This is a genomic window from Candidatus Afararchaeum irisae (genome assembly GCA_034190545.1).
Classification (GTDB): Archaea; Halobacteriota; Halobacteria; order Halobacteriales; family Afararchaeaceae; genus Afararchaeum; species Afararchaeum irisae.
This window is the reverse complement of the sequence record JAXIOF010000049.1, coordinates 20,861-38,781: the sequence shown is the minus strand read 5'-3', so window position 1 is coordinate 38,781 and position 17,921 is coordinate 20,861. Positions and strand designations below refer to the sequence as shown.

Sequence of the window (17,921 nt, the reverse complement as noted above, 5' to 3'; positions counted from 1 at the left end):
GTGACCTCCTCCTCGCCGTAAACGGCGAGGCTTCCCGAAACCGCACCGCAAGCGTTGGGATATTTGCTGGTCTACGGGCAGACCTGTTCTTGTGGGGCTACTCTCCCCGTTGATTTGTCGAACAGGCGGACCGATGGCTGGGCCAGACAGCCGTTACTCCTATCCATCTCTGGATTCGGAGTTACCGTCGCTCGCATATTCTCAGCCGCATTCAGGTCGCTGTTAGCGACCAACTCGCAGTTCTCACACACGTACAAGCCACGCTCAACACGGTTTGAATCCGCTTTCATGCCACACTCACAGCACGTTATCGACGTAGCCAGTTCGTACTCATCGACCCGCTCAACCTCAATACCACGTTCTTCAGCCTTGTACTCGATGTGACTGAGCAGAGTTTCAAACGCCCAGTCATGGAGGCGCTTGTTGCCGTGCCTGCCCCAGTCTTCATCCTCGCGGATGTTTTTCGGATGGCCAACTGCTATCGTCTCCACACCACGATCTGCACATTGGTTCACGAGGTCTTTCGAGAGAGCGTGCAGGTAGTGGGTCTGCCGCCGGGATTTCTTGCGGCGTGCCCATTCAGCATGGTTGCTGGGGCCGTTCTCACCTTCCGTGTCGTACTCTTCCTGCCGGAAGTAGTGTGCGTCTTCTTTCAACGTGTTGCCCGGATACAACACGGTTTCGTCACCGACAGAGACAGCTGCCGTATTGCAGATACCGAGGTCAACACCAGCCGTCTTCTCGCCAAACGAGTCGGCGGCGTTGATGGCGACCTTACAGACGAAGTGAAGCTCCCAGTGGTCGCCGTTCCAGACGATGCGGACCTGTTGGACGTCTTCGACATTGGTGAGGGATACGTCCGAGCCGGTGTCATATTCGCAGAGAACAAAGTCGCTCCACCCGTCTTTCAGGTTCTTGCCTTTGGAGAGGCGGACTTGCTGGTGGTTCGTGTCGAGTTTGAAGCCGTCTTCTTTGAACGTGATTGTTGAACGTGGTCGTTCATCGCCGTCTTTGCGGTAGCCCGGTGGGTTGGCATCGGGGTCGTCTTTGTTGAACCACGACTGGAAAGCGCCAGCCAATTCTTCGACGATTGCCTGACTTGACTGCGAGTTCAAATCTTTCCAGCACTGTTGGTTCGTCATGTAGGACTTGAGCGGTCCCTCATCCGGAATTTCTCCGGTGTGGTCCCAGATGCGGCCAGCGATCCACCGAGCAACGTTCCAGATTTTGCTGCCGGAACGACTGAGTAAATCCAGGTCACGCACGACACCCTCACGGTCGTTGGTGAGTGCCGCTGTAATGGTGCGTGTCGTGACCAGATTCACCATACATAGACTATGACAGTACAATGACTTAATGATTTCGTGTCGACGTTGAATATCCAGCCGAGCGAAGCAGTGACGGCCCCTCACCGGAGCTTACGCGATTCACTCCCGCCCTGTTCGGTCCTCGGTTCCGACAACAAGTGTCGGAACACTCGTCCCTCACGGAAAGGGCGGGATTCTCTCGCTGAATCAAGATAGAACCACGCCTCCCAGAAGCGTCAGCCCCGCGAGGACTATTAGAACGTTGCGTCTACTCGGGCTCGAATGGCTCTCCATAGTCTCACGGCTTTGTCGTCTTGTGTGATCAAAAGACTTCGGATGGGTCGAGCAAGAAAAGAGATTAGTGTCTCCCCCGACATCCTCAGATATGGTACTCAAGGAGTCAGACAGTGACCTCGAAAGAGGAGACAGAGCCCCCGACTTCAGTCTCAGAGACACCAACGGCGACGAGAAGTCAGTCGAAGACTTCTCTGAGTACGACGCCTTACTCGTCGTATTCACGTGTAACCACTGTCCGTACGCGAAGGCGAAGATACCCGTCCTCAACTCGATAGCCGACGACTACGAAGACGTCGCAGTCGTAGGTATAAACCCCAACGACTCGGACGAGTACCCTGACGACTCCTACGAGAGAATGCAGGAGTTAGTCGAAGACGGCGAGGTGAGGTACGACGCCTACCTCAGGGACGAGACACAGGAGGTCGCCGACGAGTACGGTGCTGTCTGTACCCCCGATCCCTTCCTATTCGAGAACCAAAACGGCGAGTTCCGACTCGTCTACCACGGACGTATCGACGACGCCCAGAACCCCGACGACGAGCCGACACAACACGAGATGCGCGACGCGATAGACTCGGTTCTCGGAGGCGACGAGGTCGAAGTCGAGGAGATCCCGTCACGTGGATGCTCTATTAAATGGAAGGACTAGACGAGACACGCGTCCTCGATACGTAGCTCGCCTCGCATTCCGTCCCAGTCCTTCTCGTACTCGACCTCTATCTCGGACTCCATCTGAGAACCCCCGAGAACCATAGTCTCGAACTCGCCGCCTTCTCCCATTATGTGGACGCCGTACTCGTCGTTGAGACGCTCTAGCTCGTCTACGTCTTCGGAGTCGAGAACGCGTCCGAGCCATGACTCGTCGAGACCGTATGCGGCGACTCCTATCACCATGACCTCGAACTCCTCGACTATCCGCCTCATAGTCTCTGAGGTGTCACAGTGCCAGAGCGGGGCGACGAGTTCGGCTCCTATCTCGTCACAGATACCTTCGATCCTCGACCTCTGGTACTCACTCTCAACCGCGCCTACGACGACCGCATCGGGCGAGAGGTCTTCGAGTGTCTCTCTGAGCGGCGATATCTCGTCTTCACGCGTCTCGACAGTCACTAGATCCCTGTCGACCTTCATTGCGTCAGCCGCAAGAGACGTGAGTTCTATCGCAGGGACGTGGTACATCTTCGACGCCTCCTCTGCGTGTACCGTGACGAGAGTATCGACGTCGTACTCCTCCTGAGCCTTGTAGAGGGCGTACGTAGAGTCCTTTCCTCCTGAGAAGAGGCTGACTGCTGTCTTCGTAGTCGTCATACTCATACTGTGAAAATCTCTCTGTTGTCGTCTGCGTCGAAGATCCCAGACCTCATACCCGCGTCGAGCCACGCGTGTCCGTACGAGAACGCCGCGAGAGCGTTGACCTCGTCGTCGTTTTCGAGGAAATGTTCGCCGTCGTCGTAGTACGACTCCGCCATCTCCAGGAACTCGTCGGCTTCGTCGGACTCCTCTACGACCTCGACCGAGTCGAGAGCACGTGACAGGAGACGTCTGTACCTGTTTGTCTTCTCGGTGAGGTCGGCTCCCGAGTTAGGGTCGGAGCCCGATTCGGTTTTCAGATCGGCTTTCCTCTTTGAGTCCTCGTCGGAGTCTGTCATTAGTAGTTCTTAGCCCCCGAGTTTAATACGTCTGGCGTATACGCCCGAACAAGATCCTTGAGGGACTACGTCTTCTGACGGAGAGCGGCAACAGAGTCTCAAGTATATAGCCAGTTGACTTAAGTTCGGCAGACAAACATACATACCATGGACACACAGAAAATATCAGATATAATAGAAGCCTACGAGAGGGAACGGTACAGGGAGGAGGTGAAGCCCGAACATACCGAAAGACAGATAGCGAGCTTCGACAGAAACGGGAAATCGATAGAGGTTACCCTGGTAAAGGACAGAGAGTCGGATATCTACATCCGTATAGAGCCTGAAGGCTATCTAGCCAGTCCGTTGAGTGAGGCTCTGCCTGACGACAAAAGACGTGAGATCATGAGACAGATCAAGGAAACCGTCTCAGAGTTCTATGGGGTGTCCCCTGACGAGGTAAGAATAAAAAAGAGCGATGAAAGCACTGAAAATATTCTGTACTACGACCTGGAAGTCTCTTAACTTTTTCAGGCTAAGTCCCCGTTCAGAAATCTCAGATTTCTGAGCCCGCGAGAACGGAGTTCTCGCGTGTTAGCAAAAACCAGAAATTTTTGCTCCGTCACAGAATCTACGATTCTGTTCCATGCAAATTTCAGAGAAATTTGCTCCGTCGCGAAATCGTAGATTTCGCTGGCTCGCAAATCAAAGATTTGCTCCGTCTGGGATTTGAACCCAGGTCCTCGGCTCGAAAGGCCAAGATGATTGGCCGGACTACACCAACGGAGCGCGCATTCTAACAGTATCGCGGTACAAGTATAAGAATTGTGCTTTGGCTCCGCCTTGCGTCTGTATAACGCAATCTATAACGACTCCCACGGCGTCATACCAAGTAAGTATGAGAATAGGAATAATAGGAGGCACGGGTGACTTCGGAGGCGGTCTCTCGGTACGTCTCGCTCAGGCTGGGCACGAAGTCGTAGTCGGAAGCAGGGACGAGGACAGAGCATCTGAAGCTGCCGACGAGTACTCCGAGAGGACGGGCGTCGAAGTCGAGAGCGGATCGAACGCCGACGCAGCTAAAGCCGAGGTCGTCGTCCTCGCGGTTCCTTTCGGCTCCCTCCCAGACGTCGTGGATCAGGTCGCCGAGGTCGCAGACGGAGACGCTACAGTCATATCACCCGTCACGAGCATGAAACGTGACGACGACGGCTTCAAGTACGACCAGCCCGACGAGGGAAGTGCGGCACAGCTCGTACGTGACGGTCTCCCCGACTCGTTCGGCGTCGCGGGGGCTTTCCACAACATAGCCGCGGGACGTCTCGCCGACCCTGACGCCGAACTCGGAGTCGACATAGCCGTCTTCGGGGAGGCAGACGCGAAACAGACCGCAGTCGAGGTCGTCGAGTCGGTGGAAGGCGTCAACGCACTCGACGCCGGAAGCCTCGGAAACGCCGCACAGATAGAGAGTGTAACACCCCTTCTTATAAACATAGGCATAAAGAACGGTCTCAAGGATCTCGGAATAAAGTTCGTTTAGACGAAGCTTCAACTGTGTGGTAGCGCGGAGTCCCCGTTCAGAAATCTCAGATTTCTGAGCCCACGAGATCGGAGATCTCGGGACGTCCTCAAGAAGTGTTGCGAATCAGAGATTCGCATACGTATGAAAATCTCCGATTTTCAACACAACGCAACGCAGCGAAGCGAGTGGCGTTAACGAGAGCGAAGCTCTCGTTCGCATATCAGAACGCGAAGCGTTCTGAGGACGTTCAGAAATCTTCAATTTCTGTGATGCAGAAAACTCTAAGAGTTTTCCAGCACAAGCGAATCGAAGATTCGCATACGCAGTAGGGCGGGGAGGAGCGCGTCACCCACACATCAGTCAGACACCAACTATTAAGTAACCATAGGCATTCTTTGAACGTGTGTCGGACGACGACTACCTGAGACGCACCGCAATAACGCGCCTCTCCGTGTCCCCTGAGCAGGCCGACCTGCTCGAAGACACGATTGACGAGTGGCGCACAGGTGCGAACATTGCCACGGACATCGGCTGGGAACACTACGAAACCCGTAAGCGGAAACTCCAGTCACTCGCATACGACGATGTTCGTGACCAAACTCGTCTCGGGAGTCAACACGCCATCCTCGCGTGCTTCCAAGCCGCACAAGCCCTGAAAGGCGTCGATGAACGCAAACAGCAGGGTCGTAACTACTCGAAACCCGAGTTCACCGCTCCCACGGTGAAGTACGACGCCAACACGATGACCCTGTTCGATGACAACACCGTCTCCCTCGCCACCACCGACAGTCGAGTGCGGTGCGAATTGGTACTGCCCGACGACGAAGACGGCTACCAGTACCAGTACCTCGACAGCGACGAGTGGGAAGTGACGGAATCGACGCTGACAGCGCGTGATGGTGACTACTTTCTGCACCTCGGCTTCCGTAAGCCGAAGCCCGATGCCGACGAGTCACCCGCCGAGGACAGGACAGTTCTCGGGGTTGACCTCGGCATCGAAAACCTCGCCGTCACCAGCACCGCTCACTTCGAGTCAGGCCAAGAACTCTTGCACGAACACCGCGAGTTCGAGCGCGTTCGCGGCGGCCTCCAAGAAACCGGCACTGAGTCCGCGCATCGCACACTCGTCCAGCGGGATAACCGCGAAGAACGGTACAACCGTGACTACCTGCACAGGGTGTCGAATCGGTTGCTCGCGGAGGCAGTCGCCTACGACTGCACGCACATCGCGTTCGAGGACTTGACGCACATCCGCGACTCGATGCCGAGCAAGCGTAAGTTCCACCAGTGGGCGCACGCCCAACTCGTCAAGTACGTCGAGTACAAGGCTGAGGAACTTGGTATCACAGTCGTGTACGTTGACCCTGAGAATACGTCGAAGCGGTGTTGTGAGTGCGGTCATACGAGCGATGGCAACCGAACGGAGCGCGATTTCTTCGAGTGTGAGAAGTGTGGTGCGACGGCGAATGCAGATTATAACGCGGCGAAGAACGTGGGATGGCGGTTTGTCCGTCGTGGGCTACATGACTCACGGCGGACGGGCGACAGTCAACTCGCCCTGAAGTCGGGGACTGTGAAGCCGAACCGAGGATTTGTCTCGTACTCTGTTATGGAGTCAGAGGCGGAGTCCACCGACAAGCCCCATCGTGAACGAAAGTTCACGAGCCTCTGAGGTTCCCTCAGAGACATCGCAAATCGTAGATTTGCGAGCAGTCAGAAGCTCCGCTTCTGACGACACCCTCAACGAGCGTTCGTGAATCTTAGATTCACGAGCCATCAAACTCGTAGAGTTTGAGACGAACCCGTCAGGGTGAGCGAAGTAGGGTGGGGTAGTTGATGTCGTTAGACCGGGACATCTGATCCACTATGGGTAGCGAAGACGAGCCTGGGCTCAGACGTGAGATAGGACTCTTCGAGGCGACAGTCTACGGAGTGGGTCTGATACTCGGAGCGGGTATATACGCGGTTCTCGGAGAGGCTACGGGAGTCACGGGCGAGTCGGTCGTCGTGTCTTTCTTGATCGCCGCCGTTATAGCCTCACTCACCGGACTCAGCTACGCCGAACTCTGCTCTCTTTACCCCAAGGAGGAGGCAGACTACATCTACGTCCGGGAGGCTTTCGGAAGCAAGAAGCTCTCCGAAGCCACGGCTGTTCTGCGTCTCCTCGTGGGTGTCATATCCGCGGCTGCTGTCGCACTCGCCTTCGCGGGCTACTTCTCGTCTTTCGTCGACATACCTCAGATTCCGGTGGCTGTCTCGGTCGTCGCGGCGACTGCTTACGTCAACTACCGAGGTATACAGCTTTCGTCGAAGCTCAACCTGATCTTCACCTCAGTCGAGGTCGCAGGGCTCGTCTTCGTAGTCTGGATAGGTAGGTCGACGTGGGGAGACGTCGATCCCCTACAGATGACCAACGGGAGCGTAGGTGTTCTCAAGTCGGCTTTTCTGATATTCTTCGCTTACATCGGCTTCGGTTCGATAGTTAGCATCTCGGAGGAGTCGAAGGACGCTACCGACACGATACCCAAAGCCATACTCGCCTCTATAGGTATCACGACAGTTCTCTATGTCCTCGTAGGCTTGTCGGCGGTGGGAGTCGTCGACTCACAGGTGCTCGGAGCCTCTGACTCGCCATTAGCAGTCGTCGCAAACCAGGGATGGGGTCCCGTTGCCTTCACAGTCATCTCAGGAATCGCCCTCTTCTCGACTATGAACACCGTCATGATACTCCAGATATCGACGTCACGTCTCCTCTATGGGGTCTCCAAGAAGGAGTACGACTCTTTCCCCGAGGTCTTCTCGAAGGTACACGAAGACACGAGGACACCGTATGTCTCCGTCTGGTCTGTCGGTGTTATGACTGCCGCTTTCACGGTCTTGGGAGACATAGGCGTCGTAGCAGGTCTCGCCAACTTCTTCCTCCTCATCGTATTCGCCCTCATCAACCTCTCACTCCTGAGTCTGAGGTACAGACGTCCAGACATCGATCGGGGTTTCAGAGCGCCTCTTAACATAGGAAGACTGTCAGTCACGGCTCTCGGCGGCGTCGTCTCATGTATACTACTCATACTCTTTTACCTCGTCTGACTGGGATTAGAGGCTCATACCAGAGAGTACAAGGCTGTTGTGTTGCTATAAATACTAAACCAAATGACGAGGACGAAGGTCTGGATAACTCTGAGTCTACTTCTCCTGAGCCTGTCTCTCGGCGTCTTTGCCGTCGACAGTTCGGGTGGTAGTCCCGATCCTGTTAGGTTCGGGGAGACTGTCAAGTCGGGCATCAGCCACGCTCAGACTATCTCAGCCAACTCACAGGGTCTCACGGCACCCAAGGCAGAGGTGTTCTACTCACAGTACGAGTACGTCGTCGGGTATAGAGGTCTTTCGTCGCTCGTCGAGACGCTCAACAGCGACGGGCACACGATGCGTTTCGGAAAGCCCCTCGCAGTCTACGTCACCGCCTTCGACGGAACCGACGTCGAGCCTTCGAACACGTCGGGATTTGTGAGAAAGGACAGTTCGTCGTACACCGACTGGGTCAGAGCGTCCGAGGCTTGGTTCGTACTGACTCAGCCCACGACAGTCGTGCCGTTCTCGTCGAAGTCGGCGGCACGTTCGTACGCCGACGAGTACGGCGGCGAAGTCACCGACTGGGACGGTCTTGTCTCGGAGCGAATGTACGCCCGGGGTCACGAAGGACAGAGTTCTATCACCGAGGCTATGAGGCAGAAGGAAGAGACGATGGAGGAAGAAGCCGACTCTCTTGAGACACGCGCTCTGTCTCTCCTCGACAGGGAGGTGTCGGTGACAGTCGAGAACGCCACCTCGGAAGCGTTACGCAGAGCCGTGGAACGCGCGCCCCCGAGGACGTCTATAAGGCTTACTGAGGGTACTTACGCCATCAACGAGACTCTAAACATCACTAAGCCGGTAAGCCTCGTCGGAGAGGGAGACTCGACCCATCTCAGGGGAGACGGCGAAGGAACTGTCGTCCGTCTCTCGTCTCCTGAGTCAGCCGTGTCGTCGGTCAGGATCACGGGCGTCGGAAACGCGACGAGACAGACTGACGAGTACGGTGGTGTCGGCGAAGGAGACAACTGGGACTCCGAGATAGAGAGGACGTACGGAAGCGGTGACGCCGGAGTCGCGGTTATAAGAGCCAACTCGTCTCTCGTCCACGACGTCAACATAACTTCACCTTCGAATGGAGTCCTCGTCCGTGACTCCCCCGACTCCGTGGTCACGGATTCGAGGATCAGAGGTGCCGAGAGATCCTCCGACGGCTTCATGGGCGTGATGGTGATGAGGTCGCCTATCCTGATACAGAACTCGACACTCCTCGACGGACGTGACGCAGTCTACTCCCACCGCTCCGACGGTCTCGCTATACGGAACAACTTCATAGACCCGGGACGTTTCGGTGTTCATCTGATGTTCACCTCCGACACCTACATAGCCAACAACACCGTAAGGGACGCTTACTCCGGGATAGTCGTAATGACACGTCCCGTCGGAAACGTCGTAGTCGGAAACGACGTCCGTGAGTCGAGAAGCGGTATCGTGACTGCGGGAGGCGACACCTACGTCGCGCGCAACGTCCTCGTCAACAACTCGTACGGTCTCAAGATAGGCACACGTACCTCAGTCTACGAGAAAAACGTCATGGTCGAGAACGGTGTCGGAGCGAGGGCGTCAGGGATAATAGCCTCCAACCGCGTCGTCTCGAACGACTTCATAGACAACCAAAAGGCGGCTACGTCACTCTATGGCTCCCTCAGAATCTGGTCGTCGGACGGTGTCGGCAACTACTGGAGCCGGAACGTAGACCTCGGCTCGGGGTCGGGGTCGGAGTCGGAGTCCGAAAGCTACCGTCCGACGGGCGTCGTCGAGTCCGATCTGCGTAAGCCGGGATACGTAGCCCTGTCTGAGTCTCCGGCTCTCAAGGGTCTTAGGTCGCTCGAAGGAACCGTACCCGGAATGAGGTCAGAGGGTATAATCGACCAGAGTCCGTCGGAGAGCCGTATAAACAGACGTCTCGTACAACAAGCCAAGAACGATCAGACAAAACATGTCAGGTAACTTAGATAGAGACAGCTCAAAGACGGCGAGGGTGGATGGAGACGTAGTCGTAGAGGCTGAGGGCATCAGCCACTCTTACGGAGACACACGTGTCCTCGACTCAGTCTCGTTCAGTCTCGTGGAGGGAAGCCTCAACGGTATCGTGGGACCCAACGGAAGCGGGAAGTCGACGCTCGTACGTATACTCACGGGTCTGCTTGAAGCCACGGACGGAGAAGTGACGGTTCACGGAGAAAGAGACGACGGCAGACAGGTCGGATATCTCCCACAGAAAGCCGAGTACAGGTCTGCTTTCACCGTGAAAGAGACACTCGAATTCTACTCCCGACTCGTCAGAGACTCGTCTCAGTCGCCCGAGGAGGCACTCGAACTCGTGGGTCTGAGCGGCGCAGCCGACACGGACGTCGACGGTCTCTCTGGTGGGATGTTACGTCTACTCGGAATCGCACAGTCGACTATAGGCGACCCGTCTGTGATCTTCCTCGACGAGCCCACGAGCGGTCTCGATCCCACGATGTCATACCGTATATTCGAGGTTCTGCGTGACCTCGCCGACAGAGGGACTACGGTCGTCGTCACCTCCCACGACCTCACTCTCATAGAGACAAACGTCGACAGGCTTCTCTTACTCGACGAGGGTAGGCTACAGTTAGACGGCTCCCCCGAAGAAGTCGTCGAGACCGAGGGTTACGGTAGCCTCGCGGATCTCTTCGGCGACATGGTCGAGGAGAAGGAAGGAACCACCGTGAGACACGGACACGGGAACGAAGATGAAGACGGAGACGGGGGTGAGGCTTGATGTCTCTCTCCGAGACGGTCTCAAGGACACGTACAGTCGCCGAGCGTGAGATAGACACTGTCGCGAGGACACGTGTCTACCTCGGTCTGATACTCGGCTTCGCGGGAGTCGTCACGGCGATAAGCTGGGTCGGAGGAGGTGCGAAGAGCGGTTTCGTCCCAACAGTCGTCGACCTTCTCACACCGGTCGAGGTCATAGTCCCTGTCCTCGGCTTTGCATTCGGATACAGAACCGTGCTAGGCGACAGACGCAGAGGAGAGCTCGATCTCCTGTCGACCTATCCCATCGACCGACTGCCGTATATCGTGGGTGTCTTCGTAGGCAGAGGCGTGGTTCTCGCAGTCGGAACGGCTCTGTCTCTGCTTCCCGCGGCGGCTCTCGCTTATCTCGTCTCGTCACCAGAGTCGGCGATATTCGCGTCCCACTCGGGAGCCGACTCGGTCGTACTCTACCTCAGATTCGTCGCGGTAACCACGGCTTTCTCTCTCGTCGTCCTCTCAGCCGCGATAGCCGTCTCGGCGGTCGCTAACACAGTACGTGGGGCTGTCGTCCTAGTCGTTATACTCTTAGTCGTTCTCGTAGCCGGACTCGACCTCGGGGTTCTCGGTCTCCTGAGTCAGGGAGTCGTCTCCGACGAGTCGCTCACACAGGTCTTAGCTGTGAGTCCCAACAGTGCTTACAGGGGACTCGTCCTCGAAACAGTCGTGAGCGCGGCGATGGGTGCGGAGTCGTGGAAAGCCGCGTCACCTGTTGCGAGTCTCGTGGGTCTCGCCGCATGGCTCGTAGTCAGCCTCGGGATCGCAGTCGTGAGTACACCCAAGAGCCGTTGACTCCGACATGACTCCACCACCGGTTTACATATATGCGGCGGCGAACTAACTCGACGTATGAAGACAACCCAGGTACTCGACTTACTCTCAGAGGACGAGCCTGTCTCGGGGAAGGAGATTGCCGAGGAGTTCGGGGTCTCACGTAACGCAGTCTGGAAACACATAGAACGTCTCAGGGACGCGGGCTTCGAGATAGACAGCGATCCTAAGGGGTACGTCCTGACGTCGCCGGCGGAGTACGGCGACTTCGGTCTCTCGTACTACCTCGATCCCGGTACTATCTGGGAGGATATAGAGTACCGTGAGGAGGTTCCGTCTACGAACTCCGTCGCGTCCCAACTCGCACGTGATGGGGCTCCCGAGGGTACCGTGGTTCTCGCCGACGTACAGAGACAGGGCAAGGGAAGACGCGGTCGTGAGTGGACGAGTCCCTCTGGCGGCGTCTGGATGAGTGGGGTTCTGCGTCCCGAGATACCCCCGAGGTCGGCGTCTGTTATAACTGTCGCGGCGTCTGTCGCTGTCGCGCGTGGGCTCGAAGAAGCCGGGGTTGAGCCGCGTATAAAATGGCCCAACGACGTTCTCGTAGACGGAAAGAAGATCTGTGGCATACTCGTCGAGATACAGGCTGACGCCGAGTCGGTCGAACACGCAGTTGTAGGGATAGGCATAAACGCCAATGTCGAGATAGAGGACGACGACTGGAACGCGACCTCTGTAAAGGACGAGGTCGGACACGAGGTCAACAGGGCGAACCTCGCGGCGTCTGTTCTCGAAGAGCTTGAAGACCTCTACTCTCTCGCGTCCGACGACGGTGACAGGAAGGTAGTATTCGAGGAGTGGAAGGAGTACTCCGACAGTATCGGAAGAGAGGTTCGTGTAGAGACACCAACCGAGACGATCGAGGGTGAGGCAGTCGGTGTCGACGACACAGGGGCTCTGCGCGTAGAAACGTCCGACGGCGAGAGAGTCGTTACTGCGGGCGACTGCGAACATCTCCGTTAATATGATGCTACTGTGACCCCAAACGGAGGTATGGGAAACAGCTCGAAAGCCGAAGTTCTGCGTGAGAGCATAGAGTCCGACGAGATAACCGTGATGCCGGGGGCGTTCGACGCTCTTTCGGCTAAGCTCGTAGAGAGAGCGGGCTTCGAGGCTGTCTTCACAACCGGTTTCGGTATCTCGGCGTCGGCACTCGGACTCCCTGACCTCGGTCTGATGACGGCGTCGGAGAACACCGAGAGAGCGCGTCACATAAACGACTCAGTCAGCCTACCACTCGTCGCTGACATGGACACGGGATACGGTAACGTACTCAACGTAAGACGTACAGTCGGAGACTGCATAGACGCCGGGATCGCGGGAGTCATACTTGAGGATCAGGAGTGGCCCAAGAGATGTGGACATATGGAGGAGAAGTCGGTCGTTCCGAGGTCGGAACACGCCCGCAGGATAGAGGCGGCGGCGGACATACGTGACGAGAAGGGGGAGGACATCGTGATTATAGCACGTACTGACGCGAGGGAGACACACGGTCTCGACGAGGCTATACAGAGGGGAGACGAGTACTACGAGGCGGGTGCGGATGTCGTCTTCGTCGAGGCTCCCGAGTCGGAGTACGAACTCGAACGCGTAGCCGAGATCGAAGCGCCGACACTCGCAAACATGATAGAAGGAGGCAAGACGCCCTTCCTGAGCTACGATGAACTTGAGGAGATCGGCTTCGAGACCGTCGTCTACCCACTCTCGGCTCTCTTCACGATGACACGTGCGGTCGGAGACGCATTAGAGACACTCAAGGAAGACGGAGAGACCTCCGACGTTGACACCGTCTCTTTCGACGAGTTCAAGGACGTCGTAGGCACTGAGGAGTACCACGAGACACGCAGACGGTACGGGGAGTGAACCCGAAGCTAAGGACAACGTATAAATCCGTCGAGTCTCGAACTTATACTGGTAATGAGAGACAGACTTGTCGAGGAAACGGTCAAGCTCCTTCGACAGACGGGGTTCGACGTCAGCGACACTTGTAACATACGTCCTAAGAGCTTCGACGTCGTCGCCCGCCGTTCCTCGATAGTCGTACTCGTGAAGGTTCTCTCGAACATCGACGGATTCGACCCACACACGGCGGACGAGATGAAACGTCTCTCCGACCATCTCGACGCGTCGTCGCTCATAATCGGCGAGAGGACACGTGACGACGAGATGGAGGAAAGCGTCGTCTATCTGCGCCACGGCATACCCGCGGTCAGCCTCAAGACTGCGGATGACTTCTTCCGCCACGACCTTCCGCCTCTCGTCTACATGGCACCTGGGGGTCTCTACGTCAGTCTCAACGGAGATGTTCTCTCGGAGGAGAGGAAGTCGGAGGAGATGAGCCTCGGACAGGTCGCGAGGGAGATAGGAGTATCACGTCGGTCGGTCTCGAAGTACGAGGACGGCATGGATGCTACAGTAGACGTAGCCCTCAAGCTAGAGGAGATCTTCGACAAGGAGCTGACATCTCCGATAGACATACTCTCGATAGAGGAGACTGAGAGAGAAGACGAGACAGATGGTGCCGAGGACGCCGACATAGACCAAAACGAGGTCGGCGAGAAGGAAAGGGTAGTCTTCGAGAGGCTTGACTCAGCGGGCTTCCGTGTCCTACCGACATCGAAGGCTCCCTTCAGGGCGGTTTCGAGAACCCGGGAGAGAGACGACGACGGGACGACTATACTCACGGGTATCAGCCGTTACTCGAAGACGATGGTCAAACGCGCGAAGCTGATGAGTAGCATCTCGGACGTCGCAGGGTCGTCTACCGAGAGTCTCTACGTCGTCGAGACATCCGAACGTGAGTCGATAGACGACACCGCCGTACTCGAACGCGAGGAGCTAGAGGAGATCAGAGGTTCTGACGAGCTCCTGGAGGACGTCTACGAGAGAAAGACGGCGTGAGCTGAAGCGAAGCCGATCCGTAATCACCTCACGCGTAACCTAACCGTAAGTCTCTTCGAGGTACTCGATTATATCCGAGCTCTCGTTCATGCCGTCGACACCGTGTTCTTCGTCGACTATCACGGGAACCTGTCTCTGACCCGATATCTCCTCGACCTCGTCGCGTTCGGAGGTCTTCCACGAGACTTCGACTGTCTCGTACTCCAAGCCGAGTTCGTCTAGCTTCTCACGTACCTTGATACAGAACGGACACGTCTCAAGCTGGTAGAGCTTTATCATCTGTTCTTAATCCTCCATCTTGTACTCCTCGACCTCGTGGGGATCGTACCCGAGCTCTTCGAGGTACTTCTTGTAGTCCCTCTCACACGCCTCTGCCATTCTCTGTCTCTCACTCGCCTTGTCCGCCATCTGGGCGACGTCCTCGGGTATCTCCCCCTCGTGGACTATGAGATGGTTCATCAGGTCGGCTATCCGGCGTATAGGAGACGTGAAATGTCCGTATATGTCGAAGTTGAGAGCGTAATGTCCTCCGAATGGGTCGCTCATGTACTTCGCTCGGGGCATAACCTTGAGGACGGCTCTCTGAATCTTCCTGAGTGCGTCCTCGTCGGCGTCCTCTATCGCGGCGTTGACGGCGATACGTGGCTCGTCCCAGTGCTCCGCGGGTATGCTGACGCCGTCGAGATCCTGTATCTCCTGTAACGCCTCAGCCCATTTGTCCTCGCTCGGCTGGGGATGGACACGGTAGACAGCCTCGACACCCCTGTCCCACATAAGCTCGTATGTCACCGCACGGTTCGCCTTGAGCATACACTCCTCGACTATCGTGTGTGCGCGGTCTCTCTTGGGGTTGAGGACGAGCGATCCCTGTTCCTTCCTCGACTCGTGGAGCCTGTCGGCGACATCGTGCGCCATATCGACCTTCTCGCCCAACTCCTGAGTCACGCCTTCGACTGCTTCGTGTCCCTCGTCGAGTATCCTCTCAGCCTGCCTGTAGGTGAGACGTCTGTCGCTTCTCACGACCGACTTGAATATCTCTATGTTGTCGAACGAGAGATCCTCGTCCATCTCCATCCTGACGGTGTGGGCGAGCCTGTCCTCGTTTCCGACTATCGAACAGACCGTCTCCGACAGCGAAGATGGGAGCATATGTACTGTGTGTCCCGGGAGGTAGACAGTCGTAGAACGTCTTTTCGCCTCCTCGTAGAGCTCAGTCCCGGGCTTGACGTAATGGGTGACGTCGGCTATATGCACCCACAGCGTGTATCCCTCCCCGTCGCCCTCGTCTTCTATACTGATGGCGTCGTCGAAGTCCTGTGCTCTCTTCGGGTCGACGGTGAAGGTCGTGAGACCCCTCAGGTCGGTTCTGTACTCCTTCTCCGCCTCGTCCTGTATGTCGTCACGGAACCCCGTAGTTATCTCGTCCGCCTCTTCGAGAGCCCTGTCGGGGAACTCCTCGTGTATCTCGTACTCCTCGAAGAGTTCCTCCCTCTTCTCCTCCAGTTTCTCCTGCGTCTCCTCGTCTATCTTGACTTCGCTCATACTCCGAGTAGACGTCCCGACATAAAAGTAGTACTGCTTGTGGATCATATCATAGCCAAGAGTTATGGAGAGGCACAACGAATAACCCGACAAGAAATGTCAGTCTCTTCGAAGCCCCTCGTCAAGGACTACATGACAAAGGACGTCGTCACAGTCTCTCCCGACGACACAGTTAAGGACGTGATAGAGAAGGTCGTCGAGAACGAGGGGCACAGCGGATTTCCTGTCACAGAAGCCAGAGAGGTCAAGGGCTTCATCACTGCTGAGGACATGCTCGGACGTGACGACGACGAGCCCGTCTTCCGGCTGATGTCGACTGATCCACTCGTCGCGGAGCCCGAGATGAGTGTCACCGACGCGGCGAGGGTCATACTCAGAAGCGGAATACAGAAGCTTCCCGTCGTCGACGACGCCGACAACCTCGTCGGCATAATCTCGAACTCCGACGTCATACGGTCTCAGATAGAGAGAGTTACGCCTCAGAAGGTCTGGAAGCTGATGGAGACGCTTGAGTCGATACACGGCATCGACCTGAGGGAGGAGAGACGTAAGGTCGGTATAGAAGACCTAGTTCCGACACAGGACAGGGTCTATGCCGACGAGTTACAGGGGAGATCCTACGAGCTTGAGAGGGACTTGGTCGAGCCTCTTATAGTCATAGAGAAGACGACCGACGGTAAGACCCTACTCGTCGACGGACACCACCGTGTCGTCGCGGCTAACCGAACGGGGGTAGACGAGATGGACGCCTACGTAGTCGTAGTCGATGCCGACGTAGAGCTCGGTATGGAGAAGACTGCCGAGAACTCGGGTCTGGAGACGATAGACGACATAGAGGTAGTCGACTACGCCAAACACCCACTTAATGAAGCCACCAACATAGGCGGAAGCGGCGAGTGACCGTCCTACCAGTGCCAGCCGTAGTACTGGAGCATCAGGTAGGTTATTATTCCGAGGACAAGCGAGAGTATCCACGAGCCGGCGGCTATTTTCCCGACGCGCGGATGTGAGGTGTCGGGTATCTCTTCGACGGGGAATGAGATGCCTAGGACGACTGCGTGTATCACGAAGGGAACTGCGACTACCGAGAGGACGAGATGTACCGCGAGCATCACGAGGTAGGCGTAGTAGATACCACCCTCGACGAGTATGTATTTCTCGCCCGCACCTCCGACCTTGAAGAGGTAGACGACGAGGAAGATGAGTATGAGACTGAACGCCGTCAGCATAGCCTTCTTGTGTTTCTGTATTCGTGACTTCTTGACCCAGTAGACGCCGAGTATCAGCGAGGTGACTGCGAAGGTGTTTATGACCGCGATTGCGTGAGACATCAGGTTCGCAGTCTGTTTGGTCACCGAAGGATACGGGAAGAGACCCGCGAAGGTTCCGAGAACTACGAAGTAGCCTGCGACTGAGAGAGCCCCAGTCGCAACGCGGGGTCTATGTCTTGCGATGGCTCCAAACGACTCGACGGCTCTGCCACCATGCCACCACGTTAGACGCCACGTGAGAAGAAAGACTGTTCCCGCGATGAAAGATACGACGAAGAAGCTCAGCCTCGCCCCACCGTGGAAGACTGCTGTGTTACGCAGAGCCTGTGCGCCGATGTCGGAGAAGAACCACGAGACAGCAGTAAATCCCACCGTCTTCATGATCGAGTCATCGACTCCCGACCTGTAGCCGCCGACTAAAGTTCCAACGACGAGCCATCCCAGTCCGAACTGGACAAATGTTCCTATAGTCCTGGGGTTATAGCAGGGACTACAGTTACCGTGGCTTAGCTCTCCGACAGCTACGAAGAGAAATATGAAGGCTAAGTCTCCCAAGACCACGGGGAGACTCGCTGCCGACACGTCTATTTTCCCCGTAATACCGGACGTAGATGAGGACATGTAACTGTTTTCACGTGCCCTTCTCAGTACCATAAATCGCACGGAATCTCAGACAGATATGGGAAATTTTAACAGGGTACAATAC

At 56.3% G+C, this 17,921-nt stretch carries 18 protein-coding genes and 1 tRNA gene; 12 read left to right on the top strand and 7 right to left on the bottom strand.

Annotation, left to right across the window (positions count from 1 at the left end):
- Nucleotides 1–71: 71 nt before the first annotated feature.
- Nucleotides 72–1,328: a transposase gene (locus SV253_06755; protein ID MDY6775760.1), complete on the bottom strand. Its 1,257-nt coding sequence runs from the start codon at nt 1,326–1,328 to the stop codon at nt 72–74.
- 364 nt (nt 1,329–1,692) lie between these two features.
- Between SV253_06755 and SV253_06750 the strand changes: the two genes are divergently transcribed.
- Nucleotides 1,693–2,253, top strand: a complete 561-nt coding sequence (locus SV253_06750; protein ID MDY6775759.1) for a thioredoxin family protein — start codon at nt 1,693–1,695, stop codon at nt 2,251–2,253.
- On the opposite strand, the gene SV253_06745 is transcribed toward SV253_06750, so the two are convergent.
- Nucleotides 2,250–2,912: a diphthine--ammonia ligase gene (locus tag SV253_06745; GenBank protein ID MDY6775758.1), complete on the bottom strand. Its 663-nt coding sequence runs from the start codon at nt 2,910–2,912 to the stop codon at nt 2,250–2,252. The genes SV253_06750 and SV253_06745 overlap by 4 nt on opposite strands.
- 2 nt (nt 2,913–2,914) lie before the next feature.
- A complete protein-coding gene (locus SV253_06740; GenBank protein MDY6775757.1) occupies nt 2,915–3,214 on the bottom strand; it encodes a DUF357 domain-containing protein in 300 nt (99 codons plus the stop codon).
- A gap of 186 nt (nt 3,215–3,400) precedes the next feature.
- Between SV253_06740 and SV253_06735 the strand changes: the two genes are divergently transcribed.
- Nucleotides 3,401–3,757 carry a hypothetical protein gene (locus tag SV253_06735; protein MDY6775756.1) on the top strand — a complete coding sequence of 119 codons (357 nt, stop codon included), beginning with the start codon at nt 3,401–3,403 and terminating at the stop codon, nt 3,755–3,757.
- A 189-nt stretch (nt 3,758–3,946) separates the two neighbouring features.
- Here the strand turns inward: SV253_06735 and SV253_06730 are convergent.
- A tRNA-Glu gene (locus tag SV253_06730) sits at nt 3,947–4,021 on the bottom strand.
- Nucleotides 4,022–4,130: 109 nt separating this feature from the next.
- Here SV253_06730 and npdG point away from each other — a divergent pair.
- The 9 genes from npdG (at nt 4,131) to SV253_06685 (ending at nt 14,402) form a co-directional block, all read left to right on the top strand.
- Nucleotides 4,131–4,772, top strand: a complete 642-nt coding sequence (gene npdG, locus SV253_06725; GenBank protein MDY6775755.1) for an NADPH-dependent F420 reductase — start codon at nt 4,131–4,133, stop codon at nt 4,770–4,772.
- Nucleotides 4,773–5,157: 385 nt separating this feature from the next.
- Nucleotides 5,158–6,426 (top strand): transposase, encoded by a 1,269-nt coding sequence (locus SV253_06720; GenBank protein ID MDY6775754.1) that lies wholly within the window; start codon nt 5,158–5,160, stop codon nt 6,424–6,426.
- A 194-nt stretch (nt 6,427–6,620) separates the two neighbouring features.
- Nucleotides 6,621–7,841, top strand: coding sequence for an APC family permease (locus tag SV253_06715; GenBank protein ID MDY6775753.1), 1,221 nt, complete (start codon nt 6,621–6,623; stop codon nt 7,839–7,841).
- 63 nt (nt 7,842–7,904) lie between these two features.
- Nucleotides 7,905–9,833, top strand: coding sequence for a NosD domain-containing protein (locus SV253_06710; protein ID MDY6775752.1), 1,929 nt, complete (start codon nt 7,905–7,907; stop codon nt 9,831–9,833).
- Nucleotides 9,823–10,632, top strand: a complete 810-nt coding sequence (locus SV253_06705) for an ABC transporter ATP-binding protein (protein ID MDY6775751.1) — start codon at nt 9,823–9,825, stop codon at nt 10,630–10,632. The genes SV253_06710 and SV253_06705 overlap by 11 nt, the downstream gene beginning before the upstream one ends.
- A complete protein-coding gene (locus tag SV253_06700; GenBank protein MDY6775750.1) occupies nt 10,632–11,462 on the top strand; it encodes an ABC transporter permease subunit in 831 nt (276 codons plus the stop codon). Before SV253_06705 ends, SV253_06700 begins: the two co-directional genes overlap by 1 nt.
- 57 nt (nt 11,463–11,519) lie before the next feature.
- Nucleotides 11,520–12,464 (top strand): biotin--[acetyl-CoA-carboxylase] ligase, encoded by a 945-nt coding sequence (locus SV253_06695; protein ID MDY6775749.1) that lies wholly within the window; start codon nt 11,520–11,522, stop codon nt 12,462–12,464.
- 30 nt (nt 12,465–12,494) lie between these two features.
- Complete coding sequence (locus tag SV253_06690; protein MDY6775748.1) at nt 12,495–13,364, top strand: isocitrate lyase/PEP mutase family protein; 870 nt, start codon at nt 12,495–12,497, stop codon at nt 13,362–13,364.
- A 54-nt stretch (nt 13,365–13,418) separates the two neighbouring features.
- Nucleotides 13,419–14,402 carry a transcriptional regulator gene (locus tag SV253_06685; GenBank protein MDY6775747.1) on the top strand — a complete coding sequence of 328 codons (984 nt, stop codon included), beginning with the start codon at nt 13,419–13,421 and terminating at the stop codon, nt 14,400–14,402.
- A gap of 39 nt (nt 14,403–14,441) precedes the next feature.
- Here the strand turns inward: SV253_06685 and SV253_06680 are convergent, their stop codons facing one another.
- Nucleotides 14,442–14,681, bottom strand: coding sequence for a glutathione S-transferase N-terminal domain-containing protein (locus tag SV253_06680; GenBank protein ID MDY6775746.1), 240 nt, complete (start codon nt 14,679–14,681; stop codon nt 14,442–14,444).
- Nucleotides 14,682–14,687: 6 nt separating this feature from the next.
- Complete coding sequence (locus tag SV253_06675) at nt 14,688–15,944, bottom strand: ribonuclease R family protein (GenBank protein MDY6775745.1); 1,257 nt, start codon at nt 15,942–15,944, stop codon at nt 14,688–14,690.
- A 96-nt stretch (nt 15,945–16,040) separates the two neighbouring features.
- Between SV253_06675 and SV253_06670 the strand changes: the two genes are divergently transcribed.
- Nucleotides 16,041–16,844, top strand: a complete 804-nt coding sequence (locus SV253_06670) for a CBS domain-containing protein (protein ID MDY6775744.1) — start codon at nt 16,041–16,043, stop codon at nt 16,842–16,844.
- A 5-nt stretch (nt 16,845–16,849) separates the two neighbouring features.
- Here the strand turns inward: SV253_06670 and SV253_06665 are convergent, their stop codons facing one another.
- The gene (locus tag SV253_06665; protein ID MDY6775743.1) at nt 16,850–17,836 is read right to left on the bottom strand and encodes a DUF420 domain-containing protein; all 987 of its coding nucleotides are present in this window, start codon (nt 17,834–17,836) and stop codon (nt 16,850–16,852) included.
- Between the last annotated feature and the right edge of the window lie 85 nt (nt 17,837–17,921).